Annotated in this window: 13 protein-coding genes; 4 read left to right on the forward strand and 9 right to left on the reverse strand. The window is 65.7% G+C overall.

Features of this window, described 5'->3' with window-relative positions:
* Positions 1–162 precede the first annotated feature (162 nt).
* Entirely contained in the window at positions 163–1,698 is a 1,536-nt protein-coding gene (locus G503_RS0102630) for a helix-turn-helix transcriptional regulator (RefSeq protein WP_028026367.1), read from the forward strand.
* A 59-nt stretch (positions 1,699–1,757) separates the two neighbouring features.
* Here G503_RS0102630 and G503_RS16230 read toward each other — a convergent pair whose 3' ends face one another.
* The 5 genes from G503_RS16230 to ileS all read right to left on the reverse strand — a co-directional run bounded on the left by G503_RS16230 (position 1,758) and on the right by ileS (position 7,829).
* Positions 1,758–1,901 (reverse strand): hypothetical protein, encoded by a 144-nt coding sequence (locus tag G503_RS16230; RefSeq protein WP_156891885.1) that lies wholly within the window; start codon positions 1,899–1,901, stop codon positions 1,758–1,760.
* Positions 1,902–2,217: 316 nt separating this feature from the next.
* On the reverse strand, positions 2,218–3,381 hold the full coding sequence (gene hemH / locus G503_RS0102640) for a ferrochelatase (protein ID WP_028026368.1): 1,164 nt from the start codon (positions 3,379–3,381) through the stop codon (positions 2,218–2,220).
* Positions 3,374–4,432, reverse strand: a complete 1,059-nt coding sequence (locus G503_RS0102645) for an RluA family pseudouridine synthase (protein ID WP_028026369.1) — start codon at positions 4,430–4,432, stop codon at positions 3,374–3,376. Before G503_RS0102645 ends, hemH begins: the two co-directional genes overlap by 8 nt.
* Position 4,433: 1 nt before the next feature.
* A complete protein-coding gene (gene lspA, locus G503_RS0102650; protein WP_084636218.1) occupies positions 4,434–4,988 on the reverse strand; it encodes a signal peptidase II in 555 nt (184 codons plus the stop codon).
* Positions 4,989–7,829 (reverse strand): isoleucine--tRNA ligase, encoded by a 2,841-nt coding sequence (ileS, locus tag G503_RS0102655; RefSeq protein WP_028026371.1) that lies wholly within the window; start codon positions 7,827–7,829, stop codon positions 4,989–4,991.
* A gap of 350 nt (positions 7,830–8,179) precedes the next feature.
* Between ileS and G503_RS0102660 the strand changes: the two genes are divergently transcribed.
* Both G503_RS0102660 and dinB read left to right on the forward strand, forming a co-directional pair.
* Positions 8,180–9,052, forward strand: a complete 873-nt coding sequence (locus G503_RS0102660; RefSeq protein WP_028026372.1) for a DegV family protein — start codon at positions 8,180–8,182, stop codon at positions 9,050–9,052.
* 123 nt (positions 9,053–9,175) lie between these two features.
* The gene (dinB, locus tag G503_RS0102665; protein ID WP_028026373.1) at positions 9,176–10,462 is read left to right on the forward strand and encodes a DNA polymerase IV; all 1,287 of its coding nucleotides are present in this window, start codon (positions 9,176–9,178) and stop codon (positions 10,460–10,462) included.
* A gap of 68 nt (positions 10,463–10,530) precedes the next feature.
* Here the strand turns inward: dinB and G503_RS0102670 are convergent, their stop codons facing one another.
* The 3 genes from G503_RS0102670 to glf are packed head-to-tail and all read right to left on the reverse strand — an operon-like array spanning position 10,531 to position 13,687.
* Positions 10,531–11,361, reverse strand: a complete 831-nt coding sequence (locus tag G503_RS0102670; protein WP_028026374.1) for a type III pantothenate kinase — start codon at positions 11,359–11,361, stop codon at positions 10,531–10,533.
* Between the two features lie 12 nt (positions 11,362–11,373).
* The gene (locus tag G503_RS0102675; protein ID WP_028026375.1) at positions 11,374–12,393 is read right to left on the reverse strand and encodes a glycosyltransferase family 2 protein; all 1,020 of its coding nucleotides are present in this window, start codon (positions 12,391–12,393) and stop codon (positions 11,374–11,376) included.
* Between the two features lie 13 nt (positions 12,394–12,406).
* Positions 12,407–13,687 (reverse strand): UDP-galactopyranose mutase, encoded by a 1,281-nt coding sequence (gene glf, locus G503_RS13290; RefSeq protein WP_084636219.1) that lies wholly within the window; start codon positions 13,685–13,687, stop codon positions 12,407–12,409.
* Positions 13,688–13,924: 237 nt separating this feature from the next.
* On the opposite strand from glf, the gene pta reads away from it, so the two are divergent.
* Complete coding sequence (gene pta / locus G503_RS0102685) at positions 13,925–14,917, forward strand: phosphate acetyltransferase (RefSeq protein ID WP_028026376.1); 993 nt, start codon at positions 13,925–13,927, stop codon at positions 14,915–14,917.
* Between the two features lie 158 nt (positions 14,918–15,075).
* Here the strand turns inward: pta and G503_RS0102690 are convergent, their stop codons facing one another.
* Positions 15,076–16,293, reverse strand: coding sequence for an acetate/propionate family kinase (locus tag G503_RS0102690; protein WP_028026377.1), 1,218 nt, complete (start codon positions 16,291–16,293; stop codon positions 15,076–15,078).
* Positions 16,294–16,333: the final 40 nt, after the last annotated feature.

Below are 16,333 nucleotides of genomic sequence, written 5' to 3' on the forward strand. Positions count from 1 at the left end.
TGTGGCGTGCCGCGAATCCACCATAGGCCGCGCGGGCCCTTGCCGCCTATCGGGAATCCCCATGAGAACATCACCTGATCGGGAAAATCAGGTGATTCACGTGATGGCCGCAGCATCGCATCGCAGGAGTGCTGGCGTACAATATTGTCAGGAGGAAGCCCTATGACCGACATCGCAACCACCCCGACCGTTCTGCGCGCCCGCAACGGGAGCCTGCGCCACAGCCTGCCCGACATCGGATGGGGCTTCATCGTGGCCTGGGGCCTCGCCACGGTGTTCACGCCGGTGTTCTCAGCCGGCGACACGGCGAATATGGGCGTCTTTTGGCTCGCCTCGATGATCGGGGCGCCCGTGGGGCTGTTCTCCTTGTTCCTGCTGCCCGTGTCCTTGACCACAACACGTGCCCGCACCCTCGCATTCCTGGGAGCGGTGGCTAGCATGACGCTGGGCGTGGCCCTGTTAACCGTTTCGCCCTCCATGGCAAGCGACGTCGGCGTCCACGCGCTGCAGGCGGCCGGAGGCTTCGTGTCGGCCGTGGGCACAGCGGTGTTCACCGTGCTCTGGGGCGCCCATTACGCCTCTCTCGACATGACGCGCATCGAGCGCATGGCCACAGCCTCGCTCATAGCCGCTTTCGCGTGCTACGCTGTGGTGCTCGTCCTGCCGCGCTTGCCTGCCATCTTGTTCGTCGGGTGTCTGCCCTTCCTATCGGCCTTCTGCCTTGCGGCTGCCCATAGTGGCAACGAGAGTGCCCCGTGCGTTCGCAATCGAAAAGACGCGCAGAGACTCGGTCATTTGAACGTGCCAGGATTTGTGCGGCTCGGGCTGGGCATCGTGGGGGCGACCACCGTCGTCTCCCTGTTCTGGACCTTCGCCAATGACGGCATCGTGCCCGCGGCCGCCGGCGTGCTCACCACTTCGGTGTTATCGGGATCAGTGGTGGCCGTGCTTATCACGGCCTACCTCTCGCGCTTCTCTCGGGCACTGAACCTGGGGACGCTCTATCGCTGGGTGCTGCCGCTGATCGCCGTGGCCTTCTCGCTGCTCGTGCTGCCTATCCCGGGCGCCATCATGGGAGCCGCGTTTCTCGTCAACGCAGCCCAGGCCCTCTTGAACCTGACAACCTTCATCTATTTCGCCGAGCTGTCCCAGCGCACGGGCGCCTCGGCCCAGCGCGTCTTCGGATTGGGCCGCTTCTTCTTGGAAGGGGGATTTCTCGTCGGGCTGCTCTTGGGGCCGCCTGCCGCCTCTTGGGCAGCAGAGATTGGTTTCTACCAAGGCGTTCTCTTCGTGGCGCTGACGGGATTCATCGTGTTGGCCATGGTATCCATTGCCAATCAGGACCGTCTCGCCTTCACGCTGGAAGAGACGGGCCGCGACTGTTCCGCATCGCCCGCACCGACGCAGAGCGCAGCGAGCGCGCCGTCGTCGCAGCCCGACGAAACGGCGATGCCCGCAGAAGACGCCTCGGCCGATCGCTTCGCCTTGGCCTGCGCCGCTGCAGCCGACGAGTTCGGGCTCACCAAGCGCGAGCGCGAGATCCTCCCCTACCTGGCCCAGGGCTATTCTCTGCCCTATATCCGCAACGAGCTGTACATCTCCCAATCCACCATCGACACCCACGTGCGGCATATCTACAAGAAGATGGGCCTGCACTCCAAGGAGGAGCTGATCACCGCCGTGCGCGGACGGTGCTAGATGCGCTTGGCACGCGGAGACTCGCCCGTGGCCGCAGCTTGCGCCCATATATATGCGCGTCACTTTTCGCCGGCCTGCGGCACCTCGCTCGCCTCAGAAAAGCAGGTAGCCGCCGCCCCGCCACCGCAACGTGGAATAGTTGCTTTTTTATTCAATTTCTCTGGTATTGGCAAATTCGAAAAAGGAAAAAGCAGATATTCCACGTTGCCATCTTTCTGCACATTCATAGCTTGAAACGGAGGGCAACATAATCGCAGGTCAAGGACTTATGAATCTTGACGATCTTAAATAGTTTCGGTGAGAACCGCGAAGAACTGCTTTTTCTGCTTCCCAAACGTGGAATATCTGCTTTTTTTGTCTAGCGAATTCCATAGTTGAACAAAAAATGCGTGATTTATCACCTTTTCCACCTTTTGTTCCTCTTGCAAGATACTGAAGCGAGCGCTGGGGCCTAGCCGTGGGTGTTCCGGGCACGGCAAGAGGGGATCGTGCCTGTTTCGGGAGAAGACGGGCAGCAGGCTACCCCTCATCGCCCACGTAGGGGGCGAGCACGGCGGCAAGCACCTTCAGGTGCGCCTTCGACTTGTTGAGACAGGGCACATAGATGAAGCTCTCCTCGGGCGTGGGGCGGCGGTGGCTGCCGCGACGGAAGGCGGGCTCGCCGGTGCGGTCGCGACCGGCGTGGGCCGCTGCCTGCCGCGCCGCGAGATGATCGTCGCAGTGGGCGGCGCGCCTGCCCGTGTTCTCCAGGGCGCCGGGCTCCTCCTCGGCGTTCACCGCTTCCCCTGCCAAGGCCGCGCGGTAGAGGGGCTCCAGTTCGAAGGGAATGTCGTAGAGGGTTTCCAGACAGTCCACGGCGAAGTTCGGGCACACCATGAGCAACCGGCTGTCCGGCTCGGCGGCTCGGGCCAAGCGCACGAGCGTGGGACGCGTGAAGGGCGAGAGCCACGTGCGCCCTTTGTCGAAGCGGCTCTGGTAGCTGATGGTCCAGCGGCGCCGATCGAGTCCCAGCTCGCCGGCCACGGCCAGGCTCGTGGCCCCGGTCTGCAGCTCATAGGTGTCCCCCGCCTCGATGTCCTTCAGCGGGATGGAATGGTAGGAGAACAGCAGCCGATCGCCGCGTTCCTCCGAGAAGCCGGCGTTGCGCACCGACGCGGCGATGGCCCTCACGTAGGCGGGATGCTCGCTATAGTCGTCCACAATGGCTACGGGGTGCTTCCAGCGAGCGCGGCGGGTGGCCCGCGCCACGGCGTCGCGCACCGAACCGGTGGTGGAGAGGGCCGACTGCGGGTACATGGGCAGCACCACGAGCCGCGTGCAGCCCGCCTCCTTCAGCGCCTTGATTGCCTTCTTGAAGGTGGGCTTGCCGTAGCTCATGGCGCAGCGCACCACCACGGGCGCGCCCTGCTGCTTGTAGTGGGCCGCAAGGCCCCGCTCCAGGGCGTCGTAGGTCACGGCCATGGGCGAGCCCTGGGCCGTCCAGATGGCGCGGTATTTCTCGGCCGAGGCGCGAGCGCGCTTGCGCAGGATCACGGTGTGCAGCAGCAGCCACCATATCGGACGCGGCATGGGGCAGATGCGGTGATCCATGAGGAATCGGGAGAGGTACTTCTTGACGGCCTTCTTCGTAGGCGCGGCGGGCGTGCCCGTGTTCGCGATGATGACGCCGACAACCTCACTCATGGAACACGTCTCCTTCCACGGAGGGCACAGGGGCCTCCTCCATCAGGGCGAACACCTCGCGTCCCGCCTCGGTGACACCGAGCGAGCGCGGGGCGAGCCCATCGAGGGCCTCGCGCAGATCGCGGGGCAGCTGATCGGCGAAGGCGAGGGACTCGCCGGTTACGGGATGCTCGAAGGCGATGCTGTAGGAATGGAGGAACTGGCGGCGCAGACCCAGCTGGGCCCTCTCGTCGCGCGGTCCGTGGGCGTTGTAGACCGGGTCGCCCACGATGGGGTGCTTCGTGTACTGCATGTGCACGCGGATCTGATGGGTGCGGCCGGTGAACAGCTTGCACTCGATAAGGCTGTAGCCGTCGTCGCGCACCCCGTGCTCGAAACGTTCCAGCACGCGGAAGGTGGTGATGGCCTCGCGGGCGCTGGGCACGTCCCGCACGGCCATGCGGCAGCGCTCGTCGGCCGATCGCGCGATGGGGGCGTCGATCATGCCGGTATCGTGGGCCATGATGCCGTGAACGAGGGCGAGGTAGTGGCGGTCCACGGCGCGATCCTGGATCTGGGCCATGAGCTCGCGGCCCGCCTCGTCGGTCTTGGCCGCCAGCATAAGGCCGCTCGTATCGCGATCGAGTCGGTGCACGATACCGAGGCGGTCGGCCTCTTCTCCCTGCACGTTGCAGAGGTTCTCCTCCCCGCAGTGCCAGATGAGCGCATTCACGAGCGTGCCGTGGGCATGATCGACCGAAGGGTGGCACACGAGCCCCACCTGCTTCGACAGCACGAGCATGTCCTCGTCCTCGTAGCGGATATCCAGATCGATGGGCTCACCGTAGACCACGACGGACTCCGGCTCGTCGTCCACCTCGTAGACCACGGTATCGCCCGCGGCTACGGCCTGCTTCTTGGACACCGTGGCGCCATTCACGAACACGCGGCCCTCCTCGATGGCCCGGGCCGCCGCCGAGCGCGAGGCATAGAGCCCGCGGGCGGCGCAGAGGGCATCGAGGCGCGTGCCGGCGTCGTCGGCCGCCACGATATGGCAGAGCGATCGGGCCACGCTACTCGCCCTCCCCCGGCTTGGCGGATGCGCCGGATGCGGCCGTGGCGGCCGGGGCCTTCCCCTCGGTGCGCGAGGCCCACAGCATTCCCAGGAAGAACAGCACGAACCCGCAGGTCACACCAATATCGGCCACATTGAACGTGGGAAACTCGATGAAAGTGGTGTCGATGAAGTCCACCACATAACCCAGGGTAAAGCGATCAAGCGCATTACCCAGGCCGCCAGCGAACACGAGTGCGATGCCCACCACCTCAACCACGTTCGCACGCCTGGCGATGGCGAGCAGATAGACCGCCAGTGCCGTGCACACCACCAGCGACATCACCCCCAAGGCGAAGGTGGAGTCGCCGAACATGCCCCAGGCCGCACCCGTGTTGTGCACGAGGCGGAACTGGAACAGGCCCAGGAAGGGACCGGCGATGACCTGGCCCAGCTGATAGCTGTTGAAATCGGCCTTGGTGGCGATGTCGATGGCGAGCCACGCCACCGCCACCAAGGCGAAGATGATCCCGTTGCGGCCCCGCAGCGACCGCTTGTCTGCCGGAGCCGTCACTTACTCGGCCTCGTAGCCCAGAACGTCCAGGGCGTTACCGCAGCGCTCGCACACATCGGGGTGCGCCGGGTTGCCGCCCAGGGTGCGGATGTTCCAGCAGCGCGGGCACTTCTCGCCCGCGGCCACGGTCACCGCGGCGGACACCTCGTCGTCGGCCCCTTCCTCGAAGGTAACCGAGGCCACGATGAAAAGCTCCTCGAACACGGCGGCATCGAAGGTACGGGCCGTGGCCACCACGGCGGCCGGGGCGCATACCACCACGGCGGCCTCCTGGCTCTTGCCGATGATCTTCGCCGTGCGGGCATCCTCCAGGGCCTTGGTGACCACCTCGCGCACGGCCATCATCTCCTCGAAGGCGGCCACGGCCCCGTCGGCCTCGGCGGGCACGGCCGGTGTGAAGTCGGTCGGGCGCGGCCAGCCGGCCAGCTGCACCGAGAGGGCGCGGCCCTCCTCGGTGCGGAACGCCGGCGGGAAATGGTCCCACACCTCGTCGGTGGTAAACGACAGGATGGGGCTCATCACGCGCACGAGCACCTCCAGGATGTTCATGAGCACGGTCTGCACGGCACGGCGGCGCGCCGATGCGGGGGCCTCGGCGTAAAGGCGATCCTTGGTCACATCCATGTACACGGCCGACAGGTCGTTCACGTAGTCGTAGAGCGCACGGTACACGCTGTTGAACTTCAACGCCTCGTAGGCCGCCTCCACCTCGGCCAGCAGCTGCACGGTGCGCACCATCTGCCACTGGTCGATGGGCTCAAGCTCGTCCCAGGCCACGAAGTCGGCGGGGCCGAAATCGTCCAGGTTGCCCAAAAGGAAGCGGAAGGTGTTGCGGAAACGGCGGTAGGCATCCGACACCTGCTTCAAGATGCCGTCGGAGATGGCCACATCCTGGGAGTAGTCGCAGGAGGACACCCACAGGCGCAGCACGTCGGCGCCGAACTTGTCGCAGACCTCGGCCGGATCGATGCCGTTGCCCAAGGACTTCGACATCTTGTGCCCCTCTTCGTCCACGGTAAATCCGCAGTGCATGACCGAGCGGTAGGGGGGTACCCCGTAGGCGCCGATGGAGGTGAGCAGCGACGACTGGAACCAGCCGCGGTGCTGGTCGGAGCCCTCCAGATACAGATCGGCCGGGAAGCGCAGGCCCTCACTCTCGCGATGACGGCACACGCTGGTGTGGGACACGCCGGACTCCCACCACACGTCCAGGATGTCCTTCTCGGGCACCAGCTCGGTGCAGCCGCAGGCCTCGCACTTGGTGCCCCGGGGCAGGTACTCGGACGGCTCCATGGTGAACCAGGCGTCGGCGCCCTTGACGTTGAACAACTCGATCACCGCGTCAAAGGTGGCCTCAGTGGCCACCGTGTTGCCGCACTTGGCGCATTGGAACACGGGAATGGGCACGCCCCAGCTGCGCTGACGCGAGATGCACCAGTCGGGGCGATCGGCCACCATGGACCCGATGCGGTTCTTCGCCCAGGCGGGCACCCAGCTCACCTCGGAGTTGATGGCCGTGAGCGCCCGCTCGCGCAGGGCGTTCTTGTCCATGGAGACGAACCACTGGCTCGTGGCGCGGAAAATGACCGGCTCATGGCAGCGCCAGCAGTGGGGGTAGGAGTGATTGATCTTCTTCTCGGCCACGAGCGTGCCCTGCTCGCGCAGCCAGCCGATGATGACCGGGTTGGCCTCGTCGGTGGAAAGCCCCGCGAACTGGCCGGCCTCGTCGGTGAACACGCCGTTATCGTCCACGGGCATGAGCAGCGGGATATCGAACTCCAGGGCCACCAGGTAGTCGTCCTGGCCGTGGCCGGGAGCCGTGTGCACCGCACCAGTGCCGGTATCCAAGGTGACGTGGTCACCGTAGATGACCGTGCCGGTGATGTCGTGGCGCACCGGCGCCGTGTAGGTGAGACCGAACAGCTGCTTGCCCTTGAGGGCCACCGGCTCGCCCGCTCCATCGCGCACGAAGTCGTAGCCCTCCCAGCCGGCCACCTCGGCCACGGCTTCCACCAGATCCCGAGCCATGACGAGGTTGCCGTCGGCCGTGATGACCATGACGTAGTCGGCCTCGGGGGCCAAGGACACGGCGGTGTTGGCCGGCAGCGTCCAGGGGGTGGTGGTCCAGATGAGCAGGAAAGCGTCGCCGGCGGCCCCGTTGGCCTCGAAGACGCCGGGCATGGCGTCCAGCTTGAACTTCACGTAGATGGAGGGCGACACCTCGTCGCCGTACTCGATCTCGGCCTCCGCTAGGGCGGTGTGGCAATGGGTGCACCAGTGGATGGGCTTGCGGCCGCGGTAGACCGAGCCCTTCAGGTACAGGTCCTTGAACACCTCCACGTTGCCGGCCTCGTAGTTCGGAATGAAGGTGAGGTAGGGGTGCTCCCAATCGGCATTCACGCCGAGGCGCTTGAAGCCCTCGCGCTGGATATCGACGTACTTCTCGGCCCACTCGCGGCACAGCTGGCGCAGCTCGGGCTGACTGATCTCGGCCATGCGCTCAGGGCCGATGGTCACCTCCACCATGTGCTCGATGGGCTGGCCGTGGCAGTCCCAGCCGGGGATGTAGGGGGCGAAGTACCCGCGCTGGGCATGGCTTTTCACCACGAAGTCCTTGAGGATCTTGTTGAAGGAGTGACCGAGGTGGATGGGACCGTTGGCATAGGGAGGCCCGTCGTGGAGGATAAAGGGCTTGCCGTCGGCGTTCTTCTCGAGCACGCGGCGGTAGATATCCATCTCGCGCCAAATCTCCAGGCGCTTGGGCTCCTTCTCGGGCAGATTGCCGCGCATGGCGAAATCGGTCTGCGGCAGGTTCATCGTGTCCTTGTAGTTGTTTGCCACCTTGATTCCCTATCCTTCTCGTCCGGGTTCCAGCGTATCGGTCAGGGCCCCGCGCGGGGCCCGTATGGGTAACTGGTCAAGTATACGCCACAGGCCGCCCGCCGTGAACAGCCGCCGCCCTCCCCTGCGCGGAAAAACCGCGGACGGGGCCGAGCGCCACCGAACTGGGCCGCGGGCAACGGCCATTCGCAAGCACCCGGCAGGCGCGCTCTGCGAGAACGGAAAAGTTACCGTTTCAATTCCCGTCCCTTTCCCCTATCGCGACGGGTATCCATGGGCTAGAATAGCGCCAGCGAGACCATCGGCCCGCCCGAGGAGCAGCGCGGCCGAATACCCTGATAGGAGCGCCCATGAGCTTTGCCATCGTCACCGATTCGTCGAGCAACCTCACCGAGGAGATGATCGACCGGTTTGACCTGTCCATCCTGCCGCTCACCTTCATGGTGGACGGCGAGGAGTACCGCAGCTACCTGAAGGGCGAGAAGACCGACCTGTCGCAGTTCTACGCCATGATGCGCGAGGGCAAGGTGATCACCACCTCGCTGCCGAACCTGCAGGAGTCCCGCGAGACCATCGAGGCCCTGCTGAAAAATGGTCGCGATGTGCTGTACCTGGGCTTCTCCAGCGGGCTTTCCGGCACCTACCAGGCCATCGAGCTTTTGCTGGCCGAGTTGGCGGGGCTCTACCCCGACCGTACTGTGTACTCGGTGGACACCCTGGCCGCTTCCGGCGGCGAGGGCCTGCTCGTCTACTACGCGGCGAAGATGCGCGATGAGGGAGCGACGGTGGAGGCCGTGCGCGACTGGGTGGAGGATCACAAGCTGCACCTGGCCCACTGGTTCACCGTGGACGATCTGATGTTCCTGTTCCGCGGCGGCCGGGTGTCCCGTACGGCGGCCTGGGCCGGCACCGTGCTCAACATCAAGCCGGTCATGCACGTAGATGACGAGGGGCACCTCATTCCCCTCGAGAAGGTGCGCGGGCGCAAGAAGTCGCTCAAGGCGCTCGTGGATCACATGGAGCAGACGGCCGACGCCCCCGTGGCCGACCAAACTGTGTTCATCACCCACGGCGACTGCCTGGAAGACGCGGAATACGTGGCCGACCTGGTGCGCGAGCGCTTCGGAGTGACCGACATCATGATCAATTGGGTGGATCCGGTCATCGGCGCCCATTCGGGACCGGGCACTATGGCCCTGTTCTTCCTGGCAAGCCAGCGCTAGCGCTCTTCCCCTGCAGTCTCTCGCGGACCTGAGGCCCCTGCTCTGCGGAGCATGGGCCTCAGGTCCGCTCTCTTTTTGCATCGCCTCTTCACTAGAACGGCTGTTCGATGCTACAATGGGGCCATGGAAACTTTCGACGACATCCCCCTGCCGCCCTGGGAGGGGCCGGCCATCCTGCTCGTGGATCTGGACGCCTTCTTCGCCTCGGTGGAGCAGCTCGACCATCCCGGGTGGCGCGGCAAGCCCGTCATCGTAGGCGGTGATGCCGATGCCCACGGCGTGGTATCCACCTGTTCCTATGAGGCCCGGGCCTTCGGCGTGCGCTCTGCCATGGCCGCCTCGCTCGCGCGATCGCTGTGCCCCGACGCCATCTGGACCCACGGCAACTTCCACCGCTACCGCGAGGTGTCGTCGGCCATTATGGCCATTCTGCGCGACGAGACGCCCCATGTGCAGCAGGTGTCCATCGACGAGGCCTTCATGGACGTGACCCCCACCGCCGTGAACACCGAGCATCCCGTGGCCGTGGCCCGGCGCATCCAGGCGCGCGTGGCCGCTCTGGGCGTGACCTGCTCCATCGGCGTGGGCGCCTCGAAGTCAGTGGCCAAAATCGCCTCGGACGTGGACAAGCCCCGCGGGCTCACCGTGGTGTACCCGGGCACCGAGGCCGCCTTCCTGGGCAATCTGCCCGTGCGCAGCTTGAGCGGCGTGGGGGCGGCGGCCGAGCGCATCCTGCACAGCTACGGCGTGCGCACCTTGGGCGATATGGGCACAGCCGAGCCGGCCCTGCTGCGGCGCGTGTTCGGGAAGAACGGCGAGATGATGCGCGACCGGGCCCTGGGGCGCGACCGCTCGGTGGTGGCCGAGGACGATACGGTGAAGTCGGTCTCCAACGAGGTCACCTTCGCCGACGATCTGACCGAGCGGGCCGACATCGAGGCGGCCCTGTCCACCATTGCCGCGAAGGTGGGGCGCCGTCTGCGGCGCAAGGGGCTCGCGGGCCGCACGGTGGCCGTCAAGGTGCGCTTCTCCGACCGCACCACCCACTCGGTCCAGCGCTCGCTGCCCGCCCCCACCGATGACGACATCGCCTTCGCCCCGCTGCTGCACGCCATGATCGACGATATCTGGATACCAGGGGCCCGGGTGCGCCTGCTCGGCGTGGCGGTCACCCACTTCGACGAGGCGCCCGTGGTGCAGGAGAGTCTCTTCGACGGGAGCGCCTTCGAGGGGCAGCGGCCCGAAGAGGCTCCCCTCATCGAGGACGAGGCCAAGCGCCGCGAGCTTCTGCGCGCCACCGACGCCCTGCGCGACCGCTTCGGCGACGATACGGTGCGCTTCGGCTTCGAGCTGCGCCAAGCCGGCAACACCACCGGCAGCTCGTCGAAGAACGTGGAGGATTACAAGTAGCGGGCGGCCTAAAGACCGATCCTGCGGGCGCCCGGTCGAGCGAGGCCGCCCCTCCTGACGAGCGCATCCTAGCGGCGGTTCAGCCCGTACAGCTCCACGAGGCCGCGCAGGCCCAGGGTCTGGTCCACCGACGCCTCGTGCCGCATCAGGGCGGCGATGGCCTCGGCGCCCCGCCCGGTGAGCACCACCGGGGTGGCATAGCCGGCATCGGCCCAGATCATCTCGATGAGCCCGTCGATGCGGGCCACCTCCCCCATCACGATACCCGACTGCATGGCCTCGGCCGTCGTGCGCCCCAACAGCGCCCGTGGGGCCCGCAGCTCCACCGAGGGCAGCTGGGCCGCGCCGCTGGCGAGCGCCGCCGCGCCCAGGCGCATGCCCGGGGCAATAATGCCGCCCTTGAACGACCCTTCCCGGTCGAGCAGCTCGAAGGTGGTCGAGGTGCCCAGATCCACCACGAGCACCGGCGCGCCCCAAGCGGACTTCGCGGCCACCATCTCGGCCACGCGGTCGGCGCCCACCGACGCGGGGTCGGAAAAGCCCATCTTGAGCCCGCTCTTCAGCCCGGGCCCCACGGTGAGGGGGCGCGCGCCCGTCAAACGGCGCGCCGCTTCCACCCATACCTCGGTGAGCGAGGGGAACACCGAGGCGATGATGGCCCCGTCGGCCAGGGGCGCCTGCGACGGCAGGTCGTTCCCCTCGAGAGCCGCACCCGGCTCGATGGGGGCCAGGCCGCAGGCTACGGCATCGAAGAAGCCCGCCACCGCGGCCACGGCCTCGTCGGGCGTGCAGCCCGCATCGGTGCCGAGCGACCACTGGGCCGCCAGCGCGCCATCTGCGGCTAAACCGAGCCGCGTATGGGTGTTGCGAATATCGATGGCGAGCACGAGCGACGACATGGCCCGGACCCCTTAATTGAATTTGAAGATCTTCTGGGCGATCTGGTATCCCTTCAGCCCGATCTTCTCGCCGGCTTCGGTGGGCAGGTTCGTGGCCAGGTTCAGGGCATTGGAGCGCACACGGCGGTACAGCGAGGGGTTCTGCTCCTTCAGGTAGGCCCAGATGCCCTTCAGATCCTCCTCGTCCTGCTCGCCACCGCGCATGCGCAGAAACACCGAGCAGATGCACATCATCATGGACAGGTAGTTGCGCAGGTAGTGGCGCAGATGGCGCTCGCGCACCGCCTGGGGGTCCACGTTGTCGATCATCTGGCGGGTGACGCGCAGCTGCTGGTCCATGCGGCCCATCATCACCTTCTCGTTGACCGACTGGTCCTCGCGCCCGATGAAGTAGCGGTAGGCGTCCACGTTGAAGTAGCGGATGGTGCGCACGTACACGAGCGGCTCGTAGACGAAGATATTGTCCACGTAGAAGGTGTGCTCCGGCAGGGTGAGGCCCATTTTGCGCAGCATGTCGGTGCGGTAGTACACCGAGTGCATGAGCAGGTACTGGGACGGCAGGAAGCTGCCCACGTCGTGCCAGCCGAACTCGTAGCCCTCGGGCAGCACGTTGCCGTAGCCCATGACCTTCTGCACGCCCTCGTCAACCTTCTCGTAGACGTAGTTGGCCACCACCATGTCGCAGGGCACCGGGGCATCCACCTGGCTGCGCATGTACTCCATGAGCGGGAACATGGCCGCAGCATCCAGCCAGTCATCGGAGTCCACCACCTTGAAGTAGAAGCCCGTGGCATTGGCGAGCCCCGTGTTCACCGCGCCGCCGTGGCCCTTGTTGGGCTGGTGGATGGCGCGCACGATATCCGGATAGCGCTCGGCCCATCCGTCGGCGATCTCGGCGGTGTTGTCCTTGGTGGACCCGTCGTCCACGAGCAGGATCTCGATGTCCTCGCCACAGGCCAGGAGCGTCTCGACGCAATGGTCCATATAGGCGGCGGAATTGAAGCAGGGTACGGCGAAGGTGATGGTCTTCATAGCTGGGCAACTCCTAGGAAACGGCCGGGGTCGCCCCCGTCTCGGCGTCGATGTCATCGGGGGCGTCGGGATGGTCGAGTCGGAACATGATGCGCCGGCTGGCCGCCAGGGCGTCTACCACCACTTTGTCCATGTTGAAGTAGCGGTACTGCGCCAAGCGCCCGAGCGGGTAGAAGTTCGGCAGGGCGTCGGTCAGACGGCGGTAGCGCTCGTAGCGGGCGTCGTTGTCGTCGTCGATGATGGCGTAGTAGGGAATCTGGGTGGCCGGGTCGTCGTAGGGGCGCGGGTACTCTTTCATGATGGTGGTCTTCGAGCCCGTCTGGCCCGTGAGCCACTTGAACTCCGTGATGCGCGTGTAGTCCTCGGTCACCGTGTAGTTCACCGTGCCGCAGGGCAGGTGGTAGTTCTCATCGTAGGTCTCGTAGACGAAGTCGAGGGAACGGTAGGGCAAGCGGCCGAAGCGGGCCAAGAACAGCTCGTCCAAAGGTCCGGTGTACACGATGGGGCCCTCGAAGTCCTCGTCCTTGATGCGGATGGCCTGCAAGGGAGCGTCCTCGGCGCCGCTCTCGAACACCAGCTCGAACACGCTCTCGGCCTCGGTTTCCAAGCACACGGTGATGCGCTCGTGGCCGAGCAGGTTCTCGAACAGGCGCGTGTAGCCCTCTTCGGGCATGCCCTGGTAGGTATCTTGGAAGTAGCGGTCGTCCCGCGAGATGAACACGGGCACGCGCGCCGTTACGGACGGGTCCACCTCCTCGGGGGTGAGCCCCCACTGCTTCTGGGTGTAGTACAGAAACACGTTCTCGTAGACGAAGTCGGCCACCTCGGCCAGCTCGGGATCGGCCTGGGCGCGCAACTCGTTGAGGGTCACCTTGCGCTCGTCGCCGAAGGTGGCGATGAGCTTCTCGATGAGGCGGGCGGCCTTCTCGTCCCCGAAGGCAATCTCGAGCGAGCTCTTGTTCACCGGCACCGGCAGGTAGGTGCCATACCAGTCGGCCAGCACGCGGTGCTGGTAGGCCGACCACGCCGAGAAGCGGTTCAGGTAGTCGAAGGCCTCCTGGCTGTTGGTATGGAAGATGTGCGGCCCGTAGCGGTGCACCAGAATGCCGGCCGCGTCATACTCGTCGTACATGTTGCCGGCGATGTGGTCGCGCTTCTCGATGATGAGCACGTTGAGCGCGGCCTGCTCGGCCAATTCGCGGGCAGCGACGGCGCCGGCGAATCCCGAGCCCACGACCACGGCGTCAAAATCGGCGATGGCGATGTCGCGGAAGTCAGCGTAGCGAACTGTCATGGCGGATGGCTCCCCCTGTCTTCTGTCTTCGCTTATGGCGGAGAGAGGGGCGGCTTTCCGGCCGCCCTTTTTCGTCGCGCAATATTGTACCGAGCCACAGCCGAGCTCTTCCCAAACCCCATACAAACCGAATAATTGGGCACCTCGGCCGCAAATGCGCCCCTGCGCGGCCGTAAAGCCCCACCGGGGCCCTATCATGGGGAGGACGCATTCCCGCGCGACGAAAGGACCCCGCCCATGAGTGCATTTCTCGAGACCATGATCGCCCGCGCCAAGGCCGACAAGCAGACCATCGTGCTGCCCGAGGGCAACGACGAGCGCACCCTGGCCGCCGCCGAGCAGATCCTCGCCGATGACCTGGCCGACCTCATCATCCTCGGCAGCCCCGACCAGATCGCCGGCGCCGGCTACCGGCTCGACGGCGCCCGCATCATCGATCCGCTCACCTCCGAGCTGCGCGCCCCCTTCGCCGAGGAGCTGGCCCGTCTGCGTGCCGCGAAGGGCATGACGGTAGATGAGGCGATGGCCCTCATGGACAACGAGCTGTACTTCGGCATGATGATGGTGAAGATGGGCGAGGCCGGCGGTCTCGTGTCCGGCGCCTGCCACTCCACCGGCGACGTGCTGCGCCCGGCCCTGCAGATTCTGAAGACGGCCCCCGGCGCGCAGATGGTCAGCTCCTTTTTCATCATGAACGTGCCCGACTGCGACCTGGGGCATGCCGGCACCTTCCTGTTCTCCGACTGCGGCCTGGAGGTGCAGCCCGACGCCGACCGCCTCGCCCAGATCGCCCTGAATGCCGAGAAGGCCTGGGTAAGCCTCATCGACGATGCCGACCCCGTCATCGCCATGCTGTCCCACTCCTCCTACGGCTCGGCCAAAAACGACGACGCCGACAAGGTGGTGCGCGCCACGGCCAAGGTGAAGGAGCTGGCTCCCGATCTGGCCGTGGACGGCGAGCTGCAGCTGGACGCCGCCATCGTGCCCGAGATCGGTGCGGCGAAGGCCCCCGCCTCGCCGGTGGCAGGACGGGCCAACGTGCTCGTGTTCCCCGACATCGACGCCGGTAATATCGGCTACAAGCTGGTGCAGCGCCTGGCGAAGGCCGAGGCCTTGGGCCCCATCCTCCAGGGAATCGCCGCCCCGGTGAACGACCTCTCGCGCGGATGCACGGCCGAGGACATTGTGGGCGTGGTGGCCATCACCGCCGTGCAGGCCCAGAACAAGTAGGCATGGGCGAAGGGCGCACGCGAAGGGGGAGAGCCCGCAAGGCCCTCCCCCTTCGCTTGCCCGCACAAGAAGAGGGCCGCTCCTCACCAGGTCGCGGCCCTCTTCTTGTCGATTGGGGAAACGGCGTTGGGCCGTCGACCTCCCAGCTCGGTGCTCCCCTACAGCTCGGTGACCTCCAGGGAGCCTTCCTTCACGAGCTGGTAGGTGTCACGGGCGATCATGTACTCCTCGTTGGTAGGGATGACCACGATGCGCACCACGGAGTCGTCGGTGGAGATCTCGCGCTCGGAGCCGCGCAGCTTGTTGCGCTCCGGGTCGATCTTGATGCCCAGGGGCTGCAGGCCCGCGAAGATCATGCGGCGCATCTTCTCGCAGTTCTCGCCGACGCCGGCCGTGAGCACGATGGCGTCCACGCCACCCATGACGGCGGTGTACTGGCCGATGTACTTCTTCACCGAGTTCGAGTACATCTCATAGGCCAGCTGGGCGCGCTCGTTGCCGCTCTCGGAGGCATCGCGCACGCTGCGCAGGTCGTTGGAGATGCCGGAGATGCCCAGAAGGCCGCTCTTCTTGTTCATGAGATCGTTCACCTCTTGGGTGGTGAGGTTCTCCTTCTCCATGATGAAGGGCACGATGGCCGGGTCGATGGCGCCACAGCGGGTGCCCATCATGAGGCCGTCTAAGGGCGTCAGTCCCATGGAGGTGTCAACGGCCACGCCGTGATCGATGGCGGATACCGAGCAACCGTTGCCCAAGTGGCAGGTGATCAGCTTCAAGTCCTCGATGGGCTCGTCCATAAACGCGGCGGCGCGCTCGGCGATGTAGCGGTGCGAGGTGCCGTGGGCCCCGTACTTGCGGATGGCGTACTTCTCGTACAGCTCGTAGGGCAAGGGATACATGTAGGCCTTCGGCGGGATGGACTGGAAGAATGACGTGTCGAACACGGCCACCATGGGCTTGCCGGGCATCTGCTCCTGGCAGGCCTTGATGCCCATGAGGGCAGCCTTGTTGTGCAGCGGCGCCAACTCGGCCAGCTCGTCAATCCTGGCGATGACGTCCTCGTCGATGACGACGGAACGGTCGAAGTACTTGCCGCCCTGCACCACGCGGTGGCCGATGGCGTCGATATCGTCCAGGGAATCGATGGCCGCATTCGGGCCGGACGTGAGCGCTTGCAGCACCACGGCCATGGCGGCGTTGTGGTCCTCCATGGGCTCGTCGATGACGAGCTCGTTCTCGTCGATGCCGTGCTTGTGGAAGGCCTCGGCGGAACCGACGCGCTCGCAGATGCCCTTGGCGAGCACATCCTGAGTCTCGACATTGACGAGCTGGTACTTCAAGGAAGAGGAGCCAGCGTTGATAACGAGGACGTTCAAGACTTACCTCCTAAGCAATGGGTATTGAAATATTGTAGGA

The organism is Adlercreutzia mucosicola DSM 19490 (genome assembly GCF_000422625.1).
Lineage (GTDB): Bacteria > Actinomycetota > Coriobacteriia > Coriobacteriales > Eggerthellaceae > Adlercreutzia > Adlercreutzia mucosicola.

Excerpts from the sequence above, each read along its gene's own strand:
- G503_RS0102630 (WP_028026367.1), top strand. The coding sequence starts at position 163 with ATGACCGACATCGCAACCACCCCGACCGTTCTGCGCGCCCGCAACGGG.
- hemH (WP_028026368.1), bottom strand. The coding sequence starts at position 3,381 with ATGAGTGAGGTTGTCGGCGTCATCATCGCGAACACGGGCACGCCCGCC.
- G503_RS0102660 (WP_028026372.1), top strand. The coding sequence starts at position 8,180 with ATGAGCTTTGCCATCGTCACCGATTCGTCGAGCAACCTCACCGAGGAG.
- dinB (WP_028026373.1), top strand. The coding sequence starts at position 9,176 with ATGGAAACTTTCGACGACATCCCCCTGCCGCCCTGGGAGGGGCCGGCC.
- G503_RS0102670 (WP_028026374.1), bottom strand. The coding sequence starts at position 11,361 with ATGTCGTCGCTCGTGCTCGCCATCGATATTCGCAACACCCATACGCGG.
- G503_RS0102675 (WP_028026375.1), bottom strand. The coding sequence starts at position 12,393 with ATGAAGACCATCACCTTCGCCGTACCCTGCTTCAATTCCGCCGCCTAT.
- glf (WP_084636219.1), bottom strand. The coding sequence starts at position 13,687 with ATGACAGTTCGCTACGCTGACTTCCGCGACATCGCCATCGCCGATTTT.
- pta (WP_028026376.1), top strand. The coding sequence starts at position 13,925 with ATGAGTGCATTTCTCGAGACCATGATCGCCCGCGCCAAGGCCGACAAG.